Source organism: Kiloniella sp. EL199 (assembly GCF_900313065.1).
Taxonomy (GTDB): Bacteria; Pseudomonadota; Alphaproteobacteria; order Kiloniellales; family Kiloniellaceae; genus Kiloniella.
In genome coordinates this window covers 90826-111089 of the sequence record NZ_OMPU01000001.1, presented here as the reverse complement: position 1 = coordinate 111089, position 20264 = coordinate 90826, and the positions used below count along the sequence as shown (strand labels likewise).

Here is a 20264-nt window from a genome sequence, read left to right as displayed (position 1 = left end):
AGATCTCATTCAATGGCTAGCAATATGCCCAAGAAAATGCCTTCATGTCTGCTATACTGGATTAGTGTGAGTGCCTTGGTAACCCCTTTTCATCAACAACCCGTAAGTGGAGTGTGGCTGGCTCCAGACAGGCGCCTGTTGATAATTGCCCAACCATGGAACGATATATCTCTTGCCAGGGTGTTTGATTATCCAGTTCAGGCAGCACGAGGTTTGCTTTTCTTCGGTCTAGCTCTCGATCACTGATGACCATGTCCACCTGTCGTGTATTCAAATCAACACGGACTTCATCACCGCTTTTTAAAAGCGCCAATCCACCGCCGACGGCTGCTTCTGGTGAGGCATTGAGAATTGAAGGACTGCCCGATGTTCCACTTTGGCGGCCATCACCAACACAGGGGAGAGAGGTAATGCCTTGTTTGACCAGACTGTCCGGCGGCAACATGTTAACAACCTCGGCTGAACCGGGATAGCCAACCGGACCACAGTTTCTGATAAAGAGGATAGAATTCTCGGTAACGCCAAGGTCGGGATCGTTGCGTCTTTGATGATAATCTTCGGATCCTTCAAAGACAATTGCCTTGCCTGTGAAGACATTGGGATGATCTGGATCTTTCAGATATCTTTTTCGGAAAGTTTCGTCGATTGCGGATGTTTTGAGAACGGCATTATCAAAAAGGTTCCCTGATAACACCATTAGGCCAGCAGATTGTAACAGGGGATCGTCGGTTGGCCTGATAACATCCCGATCGTGGGTAAAGGCTTTTCTACAGTTATCACCAAGGGTTAGATTGTTTACCGTCAAGCAGTCTTCATGGATTAGTCCTGCCTTAATCAATTCAGCAAGAACAGCGGGAACGCCACCTGCTTTATGGAAACGTTCACCCAAATGCCGTCCAGTTGGTTGACAATCAACAATCATGGGAACGCTATACCCGATGCGCTGCCAGTCATCCATTGTCAATTCAACCCCCATATGGCGGGCAATGGCAATAAGATGCGGCGGACAGTTAGTTGATGCTCCTAAAGATGATGCCAGGACAATGGCATTTTCAAAAGCTTCTCTGGTCATAATTTTTGATGGCTTTAAATCTTCCCAAACCATATCAACGATACGCTTACCAGTATGATAGGAAATTTGCCCGCGTTCCCGATAGGGGGCTGGGATAGAAGCACAACCGGGTAATGACATGCCTAATGCTTCGGCAAGACAATTCATGGAAAGGGCGGTGCCCATGGTGTTACAATGTCCCACAGACGGAGCTGATGCCGCAGCTAGATCCATGAAACCGTCGTAATCAATTTCACCCGCCGCCAGTTGTTCACGAGCTTCCCAGATGATGCTACCTGAGCCGACTGTCCTGCCCTTGTGGTAGCCATCTAACATGGGACCGCCCGAAAGGACAATCGCGGGAATGTTGACTGTCGCAGCGGCCATCAAACAGGCCGGTGTTGTTTTGTCACAGCCAGTTGTCAGGACGACGCCGTCAAGTGGATAGCCGTAGAGAACTTCGACCAGACCAAGATAGGCGAGGTTCCGATCAAGTGCTGCCGTAGGACGTTTGCCGGTTTCTTGAATGGGATGCACCGGAAATTCAAGAGGAATACCCCCGGCATCACGGATACCTTCTTTTACACGCACAGCAAGGTCGGTGTGATGTCTGTTACAGGGGGTAAGATCTGATCCAGTTTGTGCAATACCGATAATCGGTTTTCCGGATTGGAGTTCTTCGCGGGTAAGGCCGAAATTAAGATATCGCTCTAGATAGAGCGCAGACATTCCGGGATCATCAACATCATCAAACCACTTTTTACTTCTTAGTTCTGTAGGGGTGATCCGTTGTTGTTTCATCATATTCTCTTTATTAAACCGGAATGCGCTATGGGGCTTTGTCTGGGAAAAATTATGTTTGCGAAAAGTTATTTCTCTTGTCCGCTGGTAACGCGATTACGTCCGATAAGTGGGTATTGCTCGACTTCAAAAACGGTGCCGCTGACGGGCGCTGATTTATCTGACAACCAGAATACCACATGATTGGCAACCTGTTCAGGGCGAAGGATAGTGCCTGAAGGGGCTGACAGCGGTGATACATTGTCGAGCCAGTTCTCTGGACTACCTTCTGCGAGTTGAAGCTGGTGCTCGTTTTCCGTATAGGTCCATCCGACATTGATCTGATTGACACGAATTTTTTCCGGACCCAGAGCATCCCCAAGATTTCTAGTCAGTGTTTGAAGACCGCCTTTGGATGTTGAATAGAGCAGAAGGTCCGGTTGCCCGCAGTGGGCATTTATTGACCCGATATTAACGATACTTGCAGACCCATTATCCCGAAAACTCTGTATCGCGGCCTGAATAGTCAGCATTGGTGCACGTAAGTTGATCGACATGACTTGATCAAAACCTTCGGCAGAAGCGGTATCAATGTTATGGCGCGGTGATATCCCGGCGTTGTTGACCAAACCATGCAGATTGCCGAATTGCTTGACGGCGGCTGCAACCAGTTTCTCGGGAAATGTTGGGTCAGCGATATCACCGGCAAGCCCGGCAACGCGATCAGCGCCAAAATCTTTGTTTAGCTCGGATAAAGCCTGTTCGACAAGATGATCACGCCGTCCGTGCAAGAAAACCTTGGCACCTTCACTTAGTGCTTCTTCTGCGATAACACGGCCAATTCCACTACTGGACCCGGTTATAAGAATATTTTTATTATTCAAAAGCATAATTGAGAACTTTAATCTAATGAGTGATGATTTCTTCTGGCAACCCGGCAACTTGTAAATCTAATTTGAACAAAGCACCTGCATCTGGGTTTTCTGTGAGTTCTTCGGTGGATAGTCGGGTTGATGCCGAGGTTACAAAAAGCGTTTTAAGATCTTCTCCACCAAAACAAAGTGAGGTGGGACGTTGAACGGGCATATCAATTTTTTGATCAACGGTTCCGTTAGGGTGATACCGTGTAATTGCCCAGCCATCCCACTGTGCATTCCAAAGATAACCTTCACTATCCACTGTCATTCCATCAGGATAACCATCATTGCCGGATAGTTGAACAAAAACTTCTGGCTCTGTGGTTACCCCTTCTGTTGGGCTATAACTCGCGGTCATGATTTTTTGCGAGGGTGAGTCTGCGAAATAAATTCTGTCGCCTGCAGGACTAAACGCCGGGCCATTGAAGACAATGAATTTTTGCTCCAATGGCGTTATTCGACCAGACTGATAGCGCCAGCTACCTGCAACCGGATCGCATTCCTTGAGATGTTTTGCTCCAAAGACAAAGTTACCCGACCTGTCGGCCTTACCATCATTCATCAAACAGTTATCATCGCACAATTCGGGTGCTATAGCTGTAATAACATCACGGTCTGGATCAATATGGGAAAGCCCCTGACCCAAAGCAACAATCAGTCCATTCTTATGACACAGAGCAATTGACCCAGCAGGGGCGGGAAGATCTATTGACGAGTAGTCTGAACCATCAACTTTTTGTCGATAGAGTTTACTATTCTCGATATCAACCCAGTAAAGAAAGTTTGTACGATAGTCCCACAGGGGGGCCTCACCCAACAGGGCTGGTCCCTGCCATACTTTCTCAGGCAAAGCCTTTTGGGCTGTCATGTTTACTGTCATGTTTTATCTTTGCTGTGCTTTAGATGCGAAGTTCGGTTTTGGGGTCAAAGAGACTGGCTTTTCCCATATCGACCATGAACGCCATTGTTTCCTCTGGTGCTGTGGTATTATAGGGGTTAACACGCGCGATCACTTCACGCCCGCCAAGTTCGATATAGGTTAGTGTATCTGCACCCGTAGGTTCTAATACTTCCACCTGACAGTCAAATGCCTGAAGGCCTTTATTCAAAGATATTTCTGCATCTGAACGGTGAGTAAGTGTTTCAGGTCTGATCCCGAGAATTACATCCCGTCCTACCCAGTCACCGATATCCTGTCTATCATCTGGTAAAGCCAGGAAAACGGAACTTCTGTTTCCATTGGCTGTTCGTTCAATAGAAACACCTAATTTGCCATCTTCGCTGACAACAGCCGCGGGAACAAAGTTCATCGGCGGAGAACCAACAAAACCGGCTACGTACATGTTGGCGGGTTTTTCGTAAACTTCCTGTGGGCTAGCAAACTGTTGAACTTCGCCCTCTCGCAGAATAGCAATGCGACTGGCAAGTGTCATGGCCTCTATTTGGTCGTGGGTCACATAGACCATGGTTGTGCCAAGACGCTGGTGCAGTTTTTTGATTTCTGTCCGCATTTCCACACGAAGTTTGGCGTCCAGATTTGACAAAGGCTCATCAAACAAAAAGATTTCAGGGTCACGTACAAGTGCGCGCCCCATGGCAACGCGTTGCCGCTGCCCACCCGAAAGTTGTGCAGGTTTCCGGTCGCTTAAGTGGTCAATCTGCAGCATCCGTGCGGCTTCATCAACGCGCTTTTCGCGTTCTTCCTTGGTGACCTTGCGCATTTCGAGGCCAAAGCCAATGTTTCGGGCAACGGACATGTTGGGATAAAGTGCGTAGCTTTGGAAAACCATAGCTATATCACGGTCTTTTGGATGCACGTCGTTTACGACATTCTGATCAATCAGGATTTCGCCATCTGAAATGGTATCCAGACCTGCGATCATATTCAGCAGTGTTGATTTTCCGCAACCGGATGGTCCCAAAAGAACCAAAAATTCACCATCTTCAAGATCAAGGTCAATGCCTTTGAGAACCTCGACAGCGCCATATGATTTTTTGACATTTTGAATGGATAGGGATGCCATGAGTATTTTTCTCCTTACCCTTTAACAGAGCCTGCGGTTAGACCGCGTACGAAGTAACGACCTGCCAATACATATACGACGAGTGTTGGTGCTGCTGTAATCAGTGCAGCAGCCATATCCACATTGTATCGTTTGACGCCAGTTGTTGTGTTTACAAGGTTGTTGAGTGCGACAGTTACCGGTTGTCCTCCACCGGTGGTGAAAGAGGCTCCAAAAAGGAAATCGTTCCAGATTTGAGTGAACTGCCAGATAATAGTTACGACGATAATCGGTGGCGATAATGGCAACATGATGCGCCAGAAAATCATAAAGAAGCCAGCGCCATCAATTGTCGCAGCTTTGATCAGATCGTCTGGAATATTGACGTAATAGTTTCTGAAAAAAAGCACCGTAAAGGGGAGACCATAGACAATATGGACCAGAACCAAACCCGGTACTGTGTTGGCAATTCGCAAGAAACCCAATGATTGAGCCATAGGAAGCAATACAACCTGAAAGGGGATAAAACAGCCAAACAGGATCATCGCGAAGACCAAATTTGCACCCTTGAACTTGAATTTGGTGAGTGCATAGCCGGTCAGTGCGCCAAGAAGAGTAGAGATCAGAACCGCTGGAATGGTCATGGCCACTGAATTCCAGAAGTAAGGCTTGAGACCGGTGCAGCTAACACCGATACAAGCTTTATTCCAGGCATAGCCCCATGCATCGAAATTTATCTCTGCCGGTAGGGATAACAGGGTGCCATTACGGATTTCGTCAAGATCTTTCAACGAGGTTGAAAGAACGACAATCAGTGGCAGAATATAATAGGCTCCAAAAATCAACAGAAGTGTATAGAGGCCAAATCTTGCGGCTGATTGCCATGGGCTTTGACCACCCGGGAGTGCGGATAGATCAGCCATTTTTCTTCTCCCTTAGTTCGGAATAGAGATAAGGGATAACAATGGCCATTACCGTTGCAAGCATCATCATTGCCGATGCTGCGCCAAGACCGATCTGGTTGCGGCGGAATGTCATTTCATACATGAAATTGGCGGGCATGATTGTGCTATAGCCCGGGCCGCCACCTGTGAGTGCGACAACAAGATCAAAGCTTTTCACTGCCATGTGGGTGAGAATAAAAAAGCAACTCAGGAATACGGGGCGTAACGTTGGTAGTATGATAACGAGATAAATACGTGATAAGGAAGCACCGTCCAGATAGGCCGCTTTTATGATTTCACTATCTACCCCCCTTAATGCTGCAAGGAAGAGTGCCATGACAAAGCCAGATGACTGCCAGACCGCTGCTATCACCAGGGTGTAGATCGCCATTTCACTATTGATAAGCCAGTTAAAGGAGAAACTTTCCCAGCCCCAGGATTGAACCAGTTTCTGAATGCCAAGACCCGGGTTTAATATCCATTTCCAGGCAGTACCTGTGATGATAAAGGAAATCGCCATGGGGTAGAGGTAAACGGTTCGCAAGGCGCCTTCGGCACGGACTTTCTGGTCCAGTGCGATCGCGAGTAGGCACCCAAGAACAATTGCGATGAGGATAAACAAACTGCCAAAAACAAGCAGGTTTTCCATCGCAACATTCCAAGGTGTCATTTTCCAAAGGCGTATGTACTGGTAAAAACCTTCGAATGAATAGGTTGGTAGCATTTTGGATTTTGTGAAAGATACATATCCCGTCCAGGCTATAAAGCCATAAACAAAGAATATGATTAGACCAAAAGTTGGTGCTACAACCAGTTTGGATACATTCCGGCGAAACCAATTATTGATTGGTTTGGGGGCTGGTATGGATTTTTGAGTCATGAGGCTCATCATTTATTCTGGAGCATACGGTACGGAACATCAGGTAAGTAGCGTTACAAGAGGTTGCCAATGCTTTAAGTCAAACAGATAAAGCTTTTCAGCCAAAGATCGCGCAGATTGAAAAACTTTAAAGTGCACATGTACATAACATGCTTATCCTGAAAAAATGGCGACACACAAAACGAAGCGAGTCGCCATTTTCGGGAGGATTATTCAGCGAGTTCCATCGCTTCTGCAAGACGTTCTACAGCCGCGTCTGATGTCATATCAGAATTGAAATGCTCTGTTACAACATCCAGTACCGCACCACGGATAGCGCCCGCCGCAGCTATTTCATGTGCTACAGAACCAACCAGAGTTCCACCTTCTGATGCTGCCTGAAGATCAATCATGGACTTTACAGCACACTCATCAAAGTTTTCAGTGGATACGCCCATTCTTGCCGGAATTGAACCTTTATAGAGGTTAAAAGTTTCCTGAAACTTCTCGCCCAGGATCAAACGTGCAAGTAGCTGCTGACCGGCTTTGTCATCGTCGCTGCTGACGTTAAACATTGCAAAGCTGTCAGAGTTAAGGATGTATCCGCCGTTTGAGGGAGTTGGAATACAGAGGAAGTCTTTACCAGGGGCTTTTCCAGCAGCGATAAATTCACCTTTGGCCCAATCGCCCATGATCTGCATTGCGGCTTCACCACGCATGACCATGCTTGTGGCAAGGTTCCAGTCTCGTCCTGGGAAATCGGCATCAACATAGCCGCGCATTTTGCGCATCTGATCGAACACCTTTTTCATGGTGTCTGATTTAATCGTTGCGGTGTCTTTTTCGATGAAGGCTTTATTAAAGAATTCTGCGCCACCAATGCCAAGCGCAACTGTTTCAAACACTGTCGCGTCCTGCCATGGTTGTCCGCCATGAGCAAGTGGCGTGATGCCAGCTGCTTGTAGTTTATCGGCAAGGACATTGAATTCTTTCCAAGTGCGTGGTGGTTCACCATCAACTTTTGCCAAGGTTTCAGGGTTTGCCCAAATCCAGTCTACGCGGTGAATATTTACAGGCACGGCAACATATTTTCCATCGTGTTTAACGATGTCTTGAAGTAATGGTGGAAGAACATCATCCCAACCTTCTTGCTTGCCGAGTTCTGTCAAATCACCCAATGCACCTGCTTCGGCCCATTCCTGAATATTCGGTCCTTTAATTTGAACTGCCGCAGGCGGGTTTCCGGATAGGACACGTGAGCGCAAAACAGCAGCTTGGGCATCACCACCACCACCAGCTACTGGCGCATCGACCCACTTGCCGCCATTTGCTTCAAAGTCTTCTTTTAGTGCTTTAACTGCTTTCGCTTCGCCACCAGATGTCCAGTAGTGCAGGACTTCTGCTGTTGGTTCTGCCTGTGCAGATAACGCTCCCAGCGTAATGGAGCTTACCAAAGCCGTCGTAAATGCGAGTTTTTGAGTAAAAGATTTCATTCCCATTTTCTTCCCCGTGTGAAGTGGAGCCAACATGATTATGGCCCAATTTCGTGTGCGATATTGACAAGGAACCAAAGAGCGTCCCATAGATTATAGTTAGCTGTTCAGAATGCTAGGGTTCCGATAGCCTTAGTAAAGCCCTATCGCGTGCAACTTGCGACTACTTTAAGGTAACAGAAGATTGCAGATCATTCGCTTCGTCACAAACCGTTACAATAGCGGGGAAAAGTGTTTTGTTTTTAATGGGTTGCCGCATTAGCGAAAAAAGACAGGTAAATGAATGGAAAAGGCCAAACATCTACTGATCGTAGATGATGATGAAGAGATAAGAGATCTTTTAACAGGGTTTCTCACGCAACGCGGGTTTCGAGTCTCTGAAGCCGGATCGGGCGAAGAAATGCGTCGAGAATTGAATAAATGGTCAATTGATTTGATTATTCTCGATATCATGCTTCCCGGTGAAGATGGTTTAAGCCTTTGTCGTTCTGTCCGTGAAAAATCTGATGTTCCGATCATTATGCTTACGGCTGTAACTGGTGATTCTGATCGCATTGTTGGATTGGAAGTTGGGGCAGATGACTATTTGGAAAAGCCCTTCAATCCCAGGGAACTTTTGGCACGTATGAAGGCAATTTTTCGTCGTGTAACGGGGGCGGGGACCGATGATGAAACTGGCGATGAAGCTAGAGTTTCCAACAGAGTTTTTAAATTTTCTGGTTGGCAGGTACATGAAGGAAAACGTGAAATAAGATCGCCTGACAAGTTTGTTGTTCATCTTTCATCCGGTGAATTTGCGCTTCTTATTGCTTTTTTGGAACAGCCGCAAAATATTTTAACTCGTGATGATTTGATCAACGCGACCAGAGGTGTAGAAGCTATTGCCTTTGATCGAAGCATTGATATTCAAGTCAGCCGTTTGCGCAAAAAACTTGAAAGCGATGCTGATCGACCAAAGCTGATTAAAACTGTGCGAGGTCAGGGATATATTTTTGCTGAGAAAGTTTCTGTGAATACAGTCTCACCGGTTCAAAGTAGGCCTTGATCACAGACATGTCCTTTCGTTTGATAGAAAAATATCTTCCAGCCAGAATACGTCCGAGAATTCTTCTTTTTGGGTTTTTATGCGGCTTCCTTGCGGCAAGTTTCGCGTCTGTCGGGGTTGGTGCCATTATTAATCGTAGAGCTGAAATTGCTGAAACAACCTGGATCGGGCCTGTCATTGCACGGGTTTATGAAGATATTTCTCGTATGCCGTTAGAGCGGAGACTTTTGTCAGTTGAGAACTTTAATCGATCCGATGCTGTGCAATTTGCTTTGATTAACGAAAATGAGCTTAACGAGGCTCAAATTATGGAGGAACATTTCCTTCTTAATACAAATTCTCAATTCGGACCTAACCCGCGAATTTACCTTGAGCTTCTTGATCGTAATCCTCGTCAGCGGATTTTGAAATCCGATTATCCCCCCGAAGATCTAACAGCCAAGTTGACGTTTCTTGTGTCTGCGATCGCACGACACGATAGTCGAGCAAGACTTTTTATTGTCTTTAGCAATGGGGAAAGGCTGGTTGTTTCAAGCCCAAAATACTGGAAAGCCCGTATCACTGAAATCCAATGGTTGTTGATTTGTCTGGCGGGGATGGCTTTTTCCGGGGTGTTTTATGCCGTTGGAACCCGGGCGTTACTCCGACCTTTCAAAATCCTGAGTGAAAGCAGTGATGATCTGGAAGACGTGAAGGTGACGGGTCTTTGGTCAGAAGAAGCAAAAGGTATCGTCCGCAGCCTTTCAGCAGAACAGAAAGAGAAAGCAGAAGTTCTGGACGAAAGAACACGTATGCTAACGGCAATCTCTCATGACCTGCGTACACCTGCCACTCGTTTGAGGTTGCGGGCTGAATATATCGAAGATGAAACTTTACGAAACAAGATCCTTTCTGATCTGGATCTAATGCTTGGTATGACAAAAGATGCGATTGACTTTCTCAAGGGAGGGCTGGAAAGAGAAGATGAAGAATATTTTGAAATCGTATCTCTGGTTCAAAGTATATGTGATGACTTTTCGGATGTTGGCATGCCGGTTACCTTTATGCCCATACAGTATCCGACGTTAAGAACACAGGGAACCGTTTTCAGTTCCCATGAAAAGTCAGTGCCTTTGGATGGTATGTTAAAGGGGAACATGAGGGGGCGGCCCAAAGCTTTACAACGTGCAATTACGAATCTTGTCGCAAATGCAGTTAAATACGGATTTCAGGCAAAGGTCAGCTTAACAATAGAGCCAAGTCGTGTTTTGATTGAAGTTATGGATAAAGGTCCAGGTATTCCAGAGGATGAAATGAAAAATGTCCTCAAACCTTTTTACCGTCTGGAGAAATCCAGAAATAGAGAAACCGGGGGCAGTGGTCTGGGATTGAGTATCGTTAACAGCGTTATTCAGGCCCATCATGGACATTTTGATTTGATCAATCTTCCCGTTCAGGGCCTGAATGCAACAGTCGATATTCCCCGTTCTATTGAGATGACATGATTTGAGTTTCGTTTATCACATTGAATATTGTTATTAATTTACTCTTGTTTTAGCTTTTAATGTGACAAGTTTTTACAGTATTTAAATTTTAATTGTTATGTTATAACGTTTTATGTATGTTGCGTGTTCGAAGACACTAATTGATGTTTTCACGGATTTCTCCTAATTGTTCACAGGCTTCCTAGTTATGAAAAAAAGATCATTAAGGGCTGTTTTTGCGTCCGGATTTATGGCGTTTGGTGCGAGTACAGTTGGCCCTGCCTCTATTAATTTTGCGTATTCCCAGGAAAATGTAATAGCTGAAAAAGTAATAACGATTGCAGTACCTTTTGGTCCGAAAAGTTCGATACCGGATCCAAGAGCACGTCAAAATGGCTGGTTGAGTAACAAAGCGGGCGTGTCCGAAACTTTGGTTGGTTTGGACTACAAAATGGAAATGTTTCCACGTTTGGCCGAAGACTATCGTAATATCAGTCCAACCGAATGGGAATTTACATTACGTGAAAATGTTAAATTCCATGATGGAAGCCAATTAACAGCAAGCGTTGTAAAAGATTCATTTTCCAAGTTGAATGACAAAGAGCATTCTGCGTTTAATCCACGTCTTACAAAGTTACTTGATATTAAAACGATCACGATAAAAGATGATCGAACGCTTGTTTTTGAAACAAATAAGCCAAATTCTGCATTTATCTGGTCCCTGACTGAACCCACAGCATCCGTGATTAAAGAGGGTAGTGACAAGCTTCCTATTGTTGGAACCGGTCCTTTTGTTTTTGTTTCTGCGAAGCCGGAAAAAACTTATCAAACCAAAGCATTTTCTGACTATTGGGGTGGAAAACCAAAACTCGATGGTATTGTTTTTGATGCCATTTCAGATGCCTCGGTGGCAGCACTTGCTTTAAAGGCGGGTAATGTTGATCTTGTTACCAATTATTCAGAGCCAGACTTTGCTGCTCTTGAAAAAGGGAATCAGGGGCAGCGGTTTTCTGGCGCGACGACACGGTTGTTTTTCTACCAAGTTCGAACAGCTGATGGGCCATTGGCCAGCAAAGCGCTACGGCAAGCAATCTCTCTGGGATTGGATCGTGAGTTGATTGTTGAGGCTGCTTTGGCTGGCGTTGGCGGCGATCCTGCACATTCTATTTTTCCCGGGTCAATGAAGTCATGGATTAATGAAGGGTTAAAATCATCTTATGATGTAAAACAAGCTCTGGAGATTTTGGACAAAGCTGGGATCAAGGATACGAATAATGATGGTATTCGTGAAATAGATGGCGAGAATATTGTTCTTAAACTGCGATCATACGAAGGTCGGCCGGCTCTTAAGCCAACACTTGAAATTACTCAGGCTTTGCTCAGTAAACTGGGGCTTGAGGTCAAAATATCTATGGGTGAGTTCCAGGCAAACAACGATGCCCTGAAGCTTGGGGAAATTCAAATGCATTTGCAGGCGTGGGGAACGGCACCTCAGGGCGATCCAGACTATTTCCCTTCGACATTGCTGGATTCAAAGGCTGGGTATAATTTCTCAGGCTATAATAATCCTGAACTTGATACCTTGCTTGAAGAAGGTCGTGGTGAGTTTGATTCTACTAAACGCAAAGTTATCTATGATAAAATTCAAGAAATTATTGCTGAAGATTTCCCTTTGATACCTGTATTTCACAAGTCACAGGTATCAGTTGGTAATGGTAAAGTTAAGGGATACAAGATCCACCCGGCCGAGACTTATCTGGCTTCTCCGGAGTTGGATATTGAAGGGTAGATCAAATCCCCCTCTTTTAGAGCTATCTGGTCTGACCGTTACTTGTGACGGTCAGATTTTGCTTGATAACATTAATTTGGATATTTTTTCTGGCGAAATCCTTGCTGTTGTGGGGGAGTCTGGTGCTGGAAAGAGCACTTTGCTAAGAAGTTTACTGGGGGTTACTTCTAGCGAATTGAGTGTCGCAGGTTCTTTAACATTTGAAGGGCAGAAACACGATCTGGCTTTTAATCGATTGAATGCATCTCTGATCAAGAACTCACTGGCCTATGTTCCTCAAAATCCAAGCGTGGGCTTGGACCCCTTAAAGCGTTTGAAGTGGCAATGGCGACAGGCATTGAGGGTTTTAAAGAAGGTTCAACCAGACAAAGAAGGCGAAGTTAAAAAGAACGATTTTTCTCAACACATTCTTTCCCAGTTAAATCTTAAGGCCTTTGATAAAAAATATCCACATCAGTGGAGCAGGGGGATGCAACAACGGCTTCTTCTCGCTTTTGCTCTTGTTGCCAGACCTAGAATAATTATTCTTGATGAACCGACATCTGCTTTAGATCCGATTGTCGCGGCAAAAGCCCTGGTTGAAGTTACTAAAGTGGCGAAGGAAAATGATATTTCTGTGATCATGGTGACTCATGATTTGGCTCTCGCGACACAATTTGCTGAGCGCATTGCTGTTCTTTCTTCAGGAAAGTTGTTGGAAGTGGGAACAACAGATGAAATTTTGAACGCTCCGGCACACCCTTATACCTCTAATTTGGTTAAACACCGTCATTGGGAGCTTAATTATGCTTGAGGTGAATAAGTTATCTGTGCGGATGCAAAAACAAAATCTTCTTGAGGATATTAGTTTTCAATTAAACCGTGGTGAGACACTCTGTATTATTGGTGAAAGTGGATCGGGCAAAACAACATTACTTCGAACTCTCTTGGGGTTAATTCCTATGTCTCAGGGAAGTGTAATGTTAGAGAGCCAAGTCTATCAGAGCCCAGAACAATCTCAAATCGGGTTGCCATCAACGCAAATAGTCATGCAGGATCCCATTGCTGCGTTGAACCCACGTCAAAAAATAAAATGTTCAATTGCGGAAAGCCTGTACAAGTTATCACTACAGGCTGCTGAGATTGACCAAGCTGTAAAACAAGCCTTGAGAGACGTGGAACTGCCCGAAGGTATGGAAAACAGATATCCGTCTCAGATTTCTTTGGGACAGGCTCAGCGGGTATGCATCGCGCGGGCAATTGTCGCAAAACCGGGCATCCTGTTCTTTGATGAACCATTAAGTGCCTTGGATGCCATTATTCAAAAGCAAATCGCCCAACTTCTGTACAGGTTAAAAAAACAAAATGCTCTAAGTTATATATTTGTCACCCATGATTTGGGATTTGCACGACATTATGCTGATAAAATTTTGTTGCTAAATAATGGAAAGGTAGAAGAATATCGGGATGTAAATCTGTTCTTCCAAAGACCGGAAAGTAGATACGGTCAAGAGTTGTTGGAAGCTGCTTATATATTGGGTTCTCTACCTCAAAAGAAGACAGAAGAATTTCGGGTGGCATGACTTTGAATAATTTTATACGTCTTGCTTTGATTAAGACCGCCAGCCTAATACTCGTTCTCTTGGGTGTCTCTTTTCTAACCTTTTTACTTTATTATTACGCTCCGGGTGACAAGGCACTGGCTATTGCAAACGCCCGCTATATCGGTGAAGGAAGCGCCTCTGCGGAGTTGGTTGAACAGATCAGGTTAGAGACAGGTATAGATCGACCATTTCTTGTGCAATTCTACTATTGGGCACAAGACATTGTTCAATTGGACTTTGGCGTTTCCCTGGTTTCTCAGGAGCCTGTCAGTGAGATTTTTGTTAGCCAGTTACAAGAAACTTTGGAGTTGGCGATTTTATCTCTGGTTATTGGAATGTCTCTTGCTATTCCACTCAGTATGATCTCTGTGTGGAAGCCTAAAAGTTTTATTGATCGTTTTGCGATAGCTTTGTCATCTGTAGGGGCCGCAATTCCATCATATTGGTTGGGTCTTATCTTTATTTTTGTGTTCGCGGCGAAACTGCAATTGTTACCTGCTTACGGATCAGGAAGCCTTGCGCACCTGATTTTGCCGGCATCAACATTGGGCCTATGGGTACTAACCTCTCAAACCCGTTTGATCAGATCTTTTCTACTCGAAGCAAGTGCAGCACCGTTTCTTGAAACTTTAAAAATAAGAGGAGTTGGCCCAAAAGAGCTTTTTTGTCGTCATATTGTTCGGCACGCTTTTGTTCCTTTTATAACAATGCTCGGCCTTGATTTGGCTTTCCTGCTGGAAGGGGCAGTTATTGTCGAGGTTGTTTTCGCTCGTGGCGGTGTCGGATCTTTATTGGTGCATTCGGTTATGAGCCGAGATTTTCCAATTATCCAATGTATCGTGATTTTTTCTGCTGTGACCTATGTAACGATAAATAGTGCCGTTGAGATTTTTCAATGGTTCATCAACCCTGTATCCTTACAGAGATAATGAGTTATTTTATGAGCGTCTTTGCTTTTCGAAATTTGGTATTACCAGTTCAAACAAAAACTCTTTTGAAAAAGCACAGTATTATCCTCTTGGTTTTTGGCTTTTTTGCCGGGCTGGTTTTTCTTGGTTTTTTTATGACGCCATATAACCCTGTTGAAACGAACTTTTTAAACCGTCTAGGTTCACCTAGCTGGCAGAACTGGTTTGGCACAGATCAAATGGGGCGCGATATTGCCACTCGTATTTTATACGGTGCGGGATGGTCAGTTGGCCTCGCTTTGATCGTTTCAACCGCTGGGGCTGTTATTGGAACTATAATCGGTTTGCTTGCTGGTTCACTTGGGCGGCTTGTTGATGGATTTTGCATGCGGATGACGGATAGTTTTTTTGCATTCCCTGAATTAATTGCTGCAATCGTGATTACAGGTGTCTTGGGGCCAAATACGATCAATATGGTGATTGCATTAATTCTTGTTAGCTGGATGCGTTTTGCTCGTCTGGTGCGGGCATTGACCGAGGATATAAAACGACGGGATTATGTTATTCAGGCCAAGTTAAATAAAATCCCTTATTATCTCGTTTTATCAAGGCACTATCTTCCTAATATAATATTGAGTGTTGTTGTGATCTGGACCAGTTCATGGTCTAGAACAATTCTATCAATATCAGGGTTGAGCTTTCTTGGTTTCGGTGTTCAGCCTCCCCAAGCTGAATGGGGGGCAATGCTTCTGGATGGAAAGCCATACATGTTAAGCGCGCCACATGTAATGATCTTTCCGGGACTTGCTGTTTTAATAACTGTTTTAACACTAAACCTTATGGGGGATCATTTACGTGATCATCTTCAGGCTTTGGAAAAATAACCCATATCTGGAAATATAAAATGAGTTCTGATTTTAAAGGCATCTCGTTACGAATAGGTGCCACTTTATTTTTCACCGTTATGGTTCTTTTTATAAAAATGTTGGCAACAGACTTTCCTGTTGGACAAACTGTTTTTTACAGAAGTGCCTTTGCTCTGATTCCTCTGGTTATTTTTCTTTTTTTAACGGGTGATTTCCCGTCAGGCTTGAAAACCAAACGCCCTGGTGGGCATGTTGCCCGTTGTCTTTTTGGCTGTGTTGCTATGTTTGCTTCATTTGCTTCTTTAAAATATCTGCCAATTGCCGATGCGACGATCATTGGGTATTTGGCACCGATCCTGACGGTTCTGTTGGCGAGGTTGATATTGGGGGAAGCTGTTTCCAGAGCACGTTGGATTGGCGTTGTTTTTGGTTTTGCTGGAATGCTCGTACTTATTTTGCCGCAACTAAATGATTTTGATGTGGATCGGGGCTATTTGATTGGTGTTGGGCTTGGGTTTGCCATGGCTGGATTTACGGCAATAGCAAAAATTCAAATTCGCAGTTTGGCTCTTACCGAAAACGCAGGTGCCATTGCCCTGTATTTTGCTTTGACCTGTACTCTGGCTGGTTTGGCAACCTTGCCATTTGGGTGGCAGACACCTGATATGACACAACTAATATTATTAGTTGGTTCAGGGTTGGCTGGTGGTGTTGCTCATATTATGATGACATTGAGTTATCAATTCAGTGAAGCGTCGAAACTAGCAACCTTTGAATATCTATCTTTAATTTTTGCGGTATTCTCTGATTTCTTTTTCTTTAACATTATTCCGGGAATCAGTTTTTATATTGCTGGCAGTTGCATTCTGTTTGCGACGACTTTTGTTGCGTTAAAAGACAAGAAAACAGATATAAAAGCGACTTGATTCAAATAACTCAAATTATTACAAAACATGCCCCGTGTGTGTGAATACGGGGCATGTTCTCTAGGTGTACTGTTAAACTTTATTCGGCAGCTTTCGGTGCAAGTTCAGTTGAACCGAATGGCGCGCTTTCTTGTATGTCTTGAGTAAATATCAGCGGTAATTCTTCAGGCGGTTTGGTTTCTTCAGGAATGAGAAGAATGCCATGACGTTGAAGGAATAGTCCGATTTTTTCCTGTCCAAAAGCAACTGCCAAGGGAGCTCCAAAAATGAGGCCCGTTAAAATCGGTGCTAACCAAAGCAGAAGCTCTGGTGCTTGATTTAGATACACAAAGCCAAGCACAACAGCTGCAACTAAGTGTGCTCTGTGTTGCTTAAAGGCTTCTTTCCATGGAATATTTCGTCCGCTTCGGCTCTGCGCGTTCCATTGTACAGTTTTCCCGATAAGTAATGCGGATATAATACGAACATGGAATATCATAATAACTGGTGCCGAAATGGCAGAAAAAACCATTTCCAGAATGCTACTAAGGGTGAGTTTGATAACCCCACCATATGCAGGTGCTTCTCTGTAAGCGAGTAGAAGTGCCAAAACTTTTGGCATGAACAGCATACTCATTACAATGATAAACAAGGTGAGTGGTGAAGCTGTGTAAGGTGTCAGCATTGACCATTCATAGGGCAGGGGTATAACCGGACTGATGGGCATTGTGCGTTCTGTCACTAAAAAGGCACTCATTAACAAGAGCATCATCCAAAGATAAGAGGATCCATAGCTCATGGCCCCCATAAGCATGTGGATACGGCTAACCTTTTTAAGTCCCTTTTCTGATACCAGTCGCATGTGTTGGAAGTTGCCCTGGCACCAGCGCTGATCCCTTATGATGTGATCCAGAATGTTCGTTGGAACTTGTTCGTAGCTACCTTTGCCTTCCGGATAGATCCAGACGTCTTGTCCTGCACGGCGTAAAAAGGCTGCTTCGACAAAATCATGACTTAGAATTTCGCCTGATAGAGGGCCTTGGCCTGACAATATAGGAAGTTCACAGTGTTCTATAAAAGGTGCCAGTCGAAGAATGGCATTATGACCCCAATAGTTACCATCATTCATCGTCCAGTAGCTAAGGCCCGTTGTGAAGAGTTCTCCTGTCAACCTGATGTTGAACTGGGTCAAGCGACCAAACAGGGTTTTCTGTCCCATAGCGCGTGGCAGTGTCTGTATTAACCCAGCTTTGGGATTATTATCCATCATTCTGGTCATGTTCAGGATTGTTTCGCCAGACATGATACTGTCTGCATCCAGCACAACCATATAGTCGAAAGATGATCCCCAACGATCACAAAAATCCTTGATGTTGCCAACTTTTCGGTGGGTGTTCTTTTCCCGGCGGCGGTAGTGAAATTTTCCTTGCAAGGCATAGCGATGCAGTAATTCCTGCGCCAATGTTTCTTCTTGGGCAGCTATGGACAGATCTGTGGTATCGCTTAAGAGGAAAAATTCAAACGAATTGCCATGCCCTGTCGCCAGAACAGATCTCAGTGTTTGTTCCATGCCTAGAAAAACCAGTTCAGGGTCTTCGTTATAGGCAGGCATGACCACTGCAACTTTACCTTCTGGTACCGCGGACGGGTCCAGGTCCCGGGCAACAGGTGCAACCGTCTTGGCAGCATTTGTATTATGGCAAGCACGAATAACAAAGCCGATAATGGCAGTCCAGAATGACTGGCTAATCCAGAGAAAGGCAATTGTTGAAAGAAGGACATAGATGCCTTCGAGCAAACTCAAACCGTTTTCAAAAAGGTTGAGTGCCAGATTAGTGCTAAGGGCACCGACGGTCAGGCTGAGCAACAAGAGAAGCAGAGATCTGCGTTTACGCTTTGTAATCGCGACGTCGATCTTGCAAGATTTGTTGGTTTTATGGCTCATTAAGTTTATCCAGCCTTAGGCATATCTAGTTGTATAGAGATAAGTCCAGGTTTCAGTCAGGGCGCGATCACCCATTCTCAGATACCCGCGTAAATCACAAGGTTGGTCGTTTTCCGGTTCCATGTTGAACTCGACACGCCAGAGCTTGTTTTCTGTATTTTTAAACGTTTTAACGTCGTATATTTTTCCAGCCTGACAATTGAATATGGCTTCAATAGGGCTATCAGCAGGAAGTTCGCTAAGTTCATCACTTTCAAACTCCACGACAAAAAAGCGAGCTTGAGCACTGTGACCATAGGAAAAACCTGCTCTGTTGGCAGGGCCTTCGCGCGTGCTCATTGACTTTCCTGCTGGTGGCCATTGTTCTGATTCCAGATAGCTTGTTAGTCGGTAACTGTATTGCAGCGAACTACCTGCCTTCATCTGTTTATCAGACACCCAATAGGCGACAATGTTATCTGTTGTTTCCAGATCAGAAGGAATTTCGACCAGTTCTACATGACCACTGCCCCAATTTTGTTGGGGTTCGATCCAGATGCTTGGTCGTTTTTGGTACCGTGATTCCAAATCCCCATAGTGATTGAAGTTTTTATCACGCTGGGAAAGGCCGAAACCATTCGTATTTTCACCTACAAAGGCAGAAATTGTCAGATTTTTGCGTCTTGTCAGGGGGCGCCAGATCCATTCGTCAGTGGAGGTGCAAACCATTAAGCCATCTGAATCGTGAACTTCTGGCCTGTAATCATCCAGTCCCTTTGTATTTTCGCCAAACAGGAACATGCTTGTTAAGGGAGCTAGGCCTAGCTTGTTGATATCTCTGCGAGCGAAAAGGGAAACTTCGACATCTACAACGGTGTCTTTACCCGGTTGTATCGTGAAACGATAAGCTCCGGCGACACTTGGGCTGTCCAACAGCGCCATGATAACGAGATTTTTTTCTTTAGAATCTTTCTCTGGCTTTTCTATCCAGAACTCTTTGAAAAGCGGGAATTCTTCCCCTGTTGGTTCAGCGGTATCAATTGCCAGCCCTCTTATTGACAGGCCGTATTGCTGTCCTTGGCCCAATACACGGAAATAGTTGGATCCCAGAAAAGAGATCAATTCATCATAATATTCGCTGTTGAGTTGGTGATGAACCCTGAAGCCGGCAAAGTGCAGGTCTTCCATATCTGAAGGGGCAGGTTGCTTGCCTTCGTACCAGAACATACCGGGTTGAATGGTTTGATCTTTTTCTGTGCCGTTGACCTGCAGGTTGATATCAACTGTATCGTGGAACCAAGGGCCCCCGGGATGAAAAAACTGTAACTGATAAGGACCTCCATCGTTCCAAAGAGGCTTGTTTGGATTATAGTAAATCCTGGAAAATTCTTCGACTGACATACTTTTCCAGAAATCACTTATGGTGCTTTCGGGTTTGCTATAGGCAGTTTGTGATAAAACCTGTGCTTTTTGTATGACATCGTCGTAACGGGTAACGCCTGTGCCAGTGTTATTACTGGCAAAGGGGCGCGAAATTATACCGGTAATCAAGCCGGCGGAAGAAAGCGCTGCAGTGGAGAGAAGGAATTTTCTACGGTTCATTGTGCAATGATTCAAGTTCAAATTAATACAGAGGAAGTCGCTGAAATGTAATGGTTTTTCAAGGGATATTTCTGTGTCATTGCATTTTTTTTACCTTATTATGATTTAATGTCTCTCCATAATAGATTGGTT

The 20264-nt window shown here is 44.8% G+C and carries 17 protein-coding genes; 8 read left to right on the top strand and 9 right to left on the bottom strand.

The features are described from left to right. Positions 1 to 61: 61 nt before the first annotated feature. The 7 genes from D9A03_RS00510 to D9A03_RS00480 all read right to left on the bottom strand — a co-directional run bounded on the left by D9A03_RS00510 (position 62) and on the right by D9A03_RS00480 (position 8047). On the bottom strand, positions 62 to 1852 hold the full coding sequence (locus tag D9A03_RS00510) for an IlvD/Edd family dehydratase (RefSeq protein WP_120495283.1): 1791 nt from the start codon (positions 1850 to 1852) through the stop codon (positions 62 to 64). A gap of 68 nt (positions 1853 to 1920) precedes the next feature. Beyond that, a complete protein-coding gene (locus tag D9A03_RS00505) occupies positions 1921 to 2721 on the bottom strand; it encodes an SDR family NAD(P)-dependent oxidoreductase (protein WP_120495282.1) in 801 nt (266 codons plus the stop codon). 16 nt (positions 2722 to 2737) lie between these two features. Next, on the bottom strand, positions 2738 to 3628 hold the full coding sequence (locus tag D9A03_RS00500) for an SMP-30/gluconolactonase/LRE family protein (RefSeq protein ID WP_120495281.1): 891 nt from the start codon (positions 3626 to 3628) through the stop codon (positions 2738 to 2740). 19 nt (positions 3629 to 3647) lie between these two features. Then, positions 3648 to 4772 (bottom strand): ABC transporter ATP-binding protein, encoded by a 1125-nt coding sequence (locus tag D9A03_RS00495; protein WP_120495280.1) that lies wholly within the window; start codon positions 4770 to 4772, stop codon positions 3648 to 3650. 14 nt (positions 4773 to 4786) lie between these two features. Next, the gene (locus D9A03_RS00490) at positions 4787 to 5674 is read right to left on the bottom strand and encodes a carbohydrate ABC transporter permease (protein ID WP_120495279.1); all 888 of its coding nucleotides are present in this window, start codon (positions 5672 to 5674) and stop codon (positions 4787 to 4789) included. Further along, complete coding sequence (locus D9A03_RS00485; protein WP_120495303.1) at positions 5667 to 6575, bottom strand: carbohydrate ABC transporter permease; 909 nt, start codon at positions 6573 to 6575, stop codon at positions 5667 to 5669. The genes D9A03_RS00490 and D9A03_RS00485 overlap by 8 nt, the downstream gene beginning before the upstream one ends. A gap of 209 nt (positions 6576 to 6784) precedes the next feature. Then, positions 6785 to 8047 (bottom strand): ABC transporter substrate-binding protein, encoded by a 1263-nt coding sequence (locus D9A03_RS00480; protein WP_120495278.1) that lies wholly within the window; start codon positions 8045 to 8047, stop codon positions 6785 to 6787. Between the two features lie 283 nt (positions 8048 to 8330). Between D9A03_RS00480 and D9A03_RS00475 the strand changes: the two genes are divergently transcribed. From D9A03_RS00475 to D9A03_RS00440, 8 genes are all read left to right on the top strand, one after another. Further along, a complete protein-coding gene (locus D9A03_RS00475; protein ID WP_120495277.1) occupies positions 8331 to 9092 on the top strand; it encodes a response regulator in 762 nt (253 codons plus the stop codon). Positions 9093 to 9100: 8 nt separating this feature from the next. Continuing rightward, the gene (locus D9A03_RS00470; protein WP_120495276.1) at positions 9101 to 10576 is read left to right on the top strand and encodes a cell wall metabolism sensor histidine kinase WalK; all 1476 of its coding nucleotides are present in this window, start codon (positions 9101 to 9103) and stop codon (positions 10574 to 10576) included. Positions 10577 to 10763: 187 nt separating this feature from the next. Next, positions 10764 to 12344, top strand: coding sequence for an ABC transporter substrate-binding protein (locus tag D9A03_RS00465; RefSeq protein WP_120495275.1), 1581 nt, complete (start codon positions 10764 to 10766; stop codon positions 12342 to 12344). Continuing rightward, positions 12334 to 13137 carry an ATP-binding cassette domain-containing protein gene (locus D9A03_RS00460; protein ID WP_162937901.1) on the top strand — a complete coding sequence of 268 codons (804 nt, stop codon included), beginning with the start codon at positions 12334 to 12336 and terminating at the stop codon, positions 13135 to 13137. The genes D9A03_RS00465 and D9A03_RS00460 overlap by 11 nt, the downstream gene beginning before the upstream one ends. Further along, entirely contained in the window at positions 13130 to 13906 is a 777-nt protein-coding gene (locus D9A03_RS00455) for an ABC transporter ATP-binding protein (protein ID WP_216825339.1), read from the top strand. The genes D9A03_RS00460 and D9A03_RS00455 overlap by 8 nt, the downstream gene beginning before the upstream one ends. Next, complete coding sequence (locus tag D9A03_RS00450) at positions 13903 to 14856, top strand: ABC transporter permease (RefSeq protein WP_120495273.1); 954 nt, start codon at positions 13903 to 13905, stop codon at positions 14854 to 14856. Before D9A03_RS00455 ends, D9A03_RS00450 begins: the two co-directional genes overlap by 4 nt. Positions 14857 to 14867: 11 nt before the next feature. Next, on the top strand, positions 14868 to 15719 hold the full coding sequence (locus D9A03_RS00445) for an ABC transporter permease (RefSeq protein ID WP_120495301.1): 852 nt from the start codon (positions 14868 to 14870) through the stop codon (positions 15717 to 15719). A 20-nt stretch (positions 15720 to 15739) separates the two neighbouring features. Further along, positions 15740 to 16627 carry a DMT family transporter gene (locus D9A03_RS00440; protein WP_120495272.1) on the top strand — a complete coding sequence of 296 codons (888 nt, stop codon included), beginning with the start codon at positions 15740 to 15742 and terminating at the stop codon, positions 16625 to 16627. A gap of 79 nt (positions 16628 to 16706) precedes the next feature. Here the strand turns inward: D9A03_RS00440 and mdoH are convergent, their stop codons facing one another. Both mdoH and D9A03_RS00430 read right to left on the bottom strand, forming a co-directional pair. Further along, entirely contained in the window at positions 16707 to 18551 is a 1845-nt protein-coding gene (mdoH, locus tag D9A03_RS00435) for a glucans biosynthesis glucosyltransferase MdoH (RefSeq protein ID WP_120495271.1), read from the bottom strand. A 15-nt stretch (positions 18552 to 18566) separates the two neighbouring features. Continuing rightward, a complete protein-coding gene (locus D9A03_RS00430) occupies positions 18567 to 20132 on the bottom strand; it encodes a glucan biosynthesis protein (protein WP_120495270.1) in 1566 nt (521 codons plus the stop codon). Positions 20133 to 20264: the final 132 nt, after the last annotated feature.

Excerpts from the sequence above, each read along its gene's own strand:
- D9A03_RS00510 (WP_120495283.1), bottom strand. The coding sequence starts at position 1,852 with ATGAAACAACAACGGATCACCCCTACAGAACTAAGAAGTAAAAAGTGG.
- D9A03_RS00505 (WP_120495282.1), bottom strand. The coding sequence starts at position 2,721 with ATGCTTTTGAATAATAAAAATATTCTTATAACCGGGTCCAGTAGTGGA.
- D9A03_RS00500 (WP_120495281.1), bottom strand. The coding sequence starts at position 3,628 with ATGACAGTAAACATGACAGCCCAAAAGGCTTTGCCTGAGAAAGTATGG.
- D9A03_RS00495 (WP_120495280.1), bottom strand. The coding sequence starts at position 4,772 with ATGGCATCCCTATCCATTCAAAATGTCAAAAAATCATATGGCGCTGTC.
- D9A03_RS00490 (WP_120495279.1), bottom strand. The coding sequence starts at position 5,674 with ATGGCTGATCTATCCGCACTCCCGGGTGGTCAAAGCCCATGGCAATCA.
- D9A03_RS00485 (WP_120495303.1), bottom strand. The coding sequence starts at position 6,575 with ATGACTCAAAAATCCATACCAGCCCCCAAACCAATCAATAATTGGTTT.
- D9A03_RS00480 (WP_120495278.1), bottom strand. The coding sequence starts at position 8,047 with ATGAAATCTTTTACTCAAAAACTCGCATTTACGACGGCTTTGGTAAGC.
- D9A03_RS00475 (WP_120495277.1), top strand. The coding sequence starts at position 8,331 with ATGGAAAAGGCCAAACATCTACTGATCGTAGATGATGATGAAGAGATA.
- D9A03_RS00470 (WP_120495276.1), top strand. The coding sequence starts at position 9,101 with ATGTCCTTTCGTTTGATAGAAAAATATCTTCCAGCCAGAATACGTCCG.
- D9A03_RS00465 (WP_120495275.1), top strand. The coding sequence starts at position 10,764 with ATGAAAAAAAGATCATTAAGGGCTGTTTTTGCGTCCGGATTTATGGCG.
- D9A03_RS00455 (WP_216825339.1), top strand. The coding sequence starts at position 13,130 with ATGCTTGAGGTGAATAAGTTATCTGTGCGGATGCAAAAACAAAATCTT.
- D9A03_RS00450 (WP_120495273.1), top strand. The coding sequence starts at position 13,903 with ATGACTTTGAATAATTTTATACGTCTTGCTTTGATTAAGACCGCCAGC.
- D9A03_RS00445 (WP_120495301.1), top strand. The coding sequence starts at position 14,868 with ATGAGCGTCTTTGCTTTTCGAAATTTGGTATTACCAGTTCAAACAAAA.
- D9A03_RS00440 (WP_120495272.1), top strand. The coding sequence starts at position 15,740 with ATGAGTTCTGATTTTAAAGGCATCTCGTTACGAATAGGTGCCACTTTA.
- mdoH (WP_120495271.1), bottom strand. The coding sequence starts at position 18,551 with ATGAGCCATAAAACCAACAAATCTTGCAAGATCGACGTCGCGATTACA.
- D9A03_RS00430 (WP_120495270.1), bottom strand. The coding sequence starts at position 20,132 with ATGAACCGTAGAAAATTCCTTCTCTCCACTGCAGCGCTTTCTTCCGCC.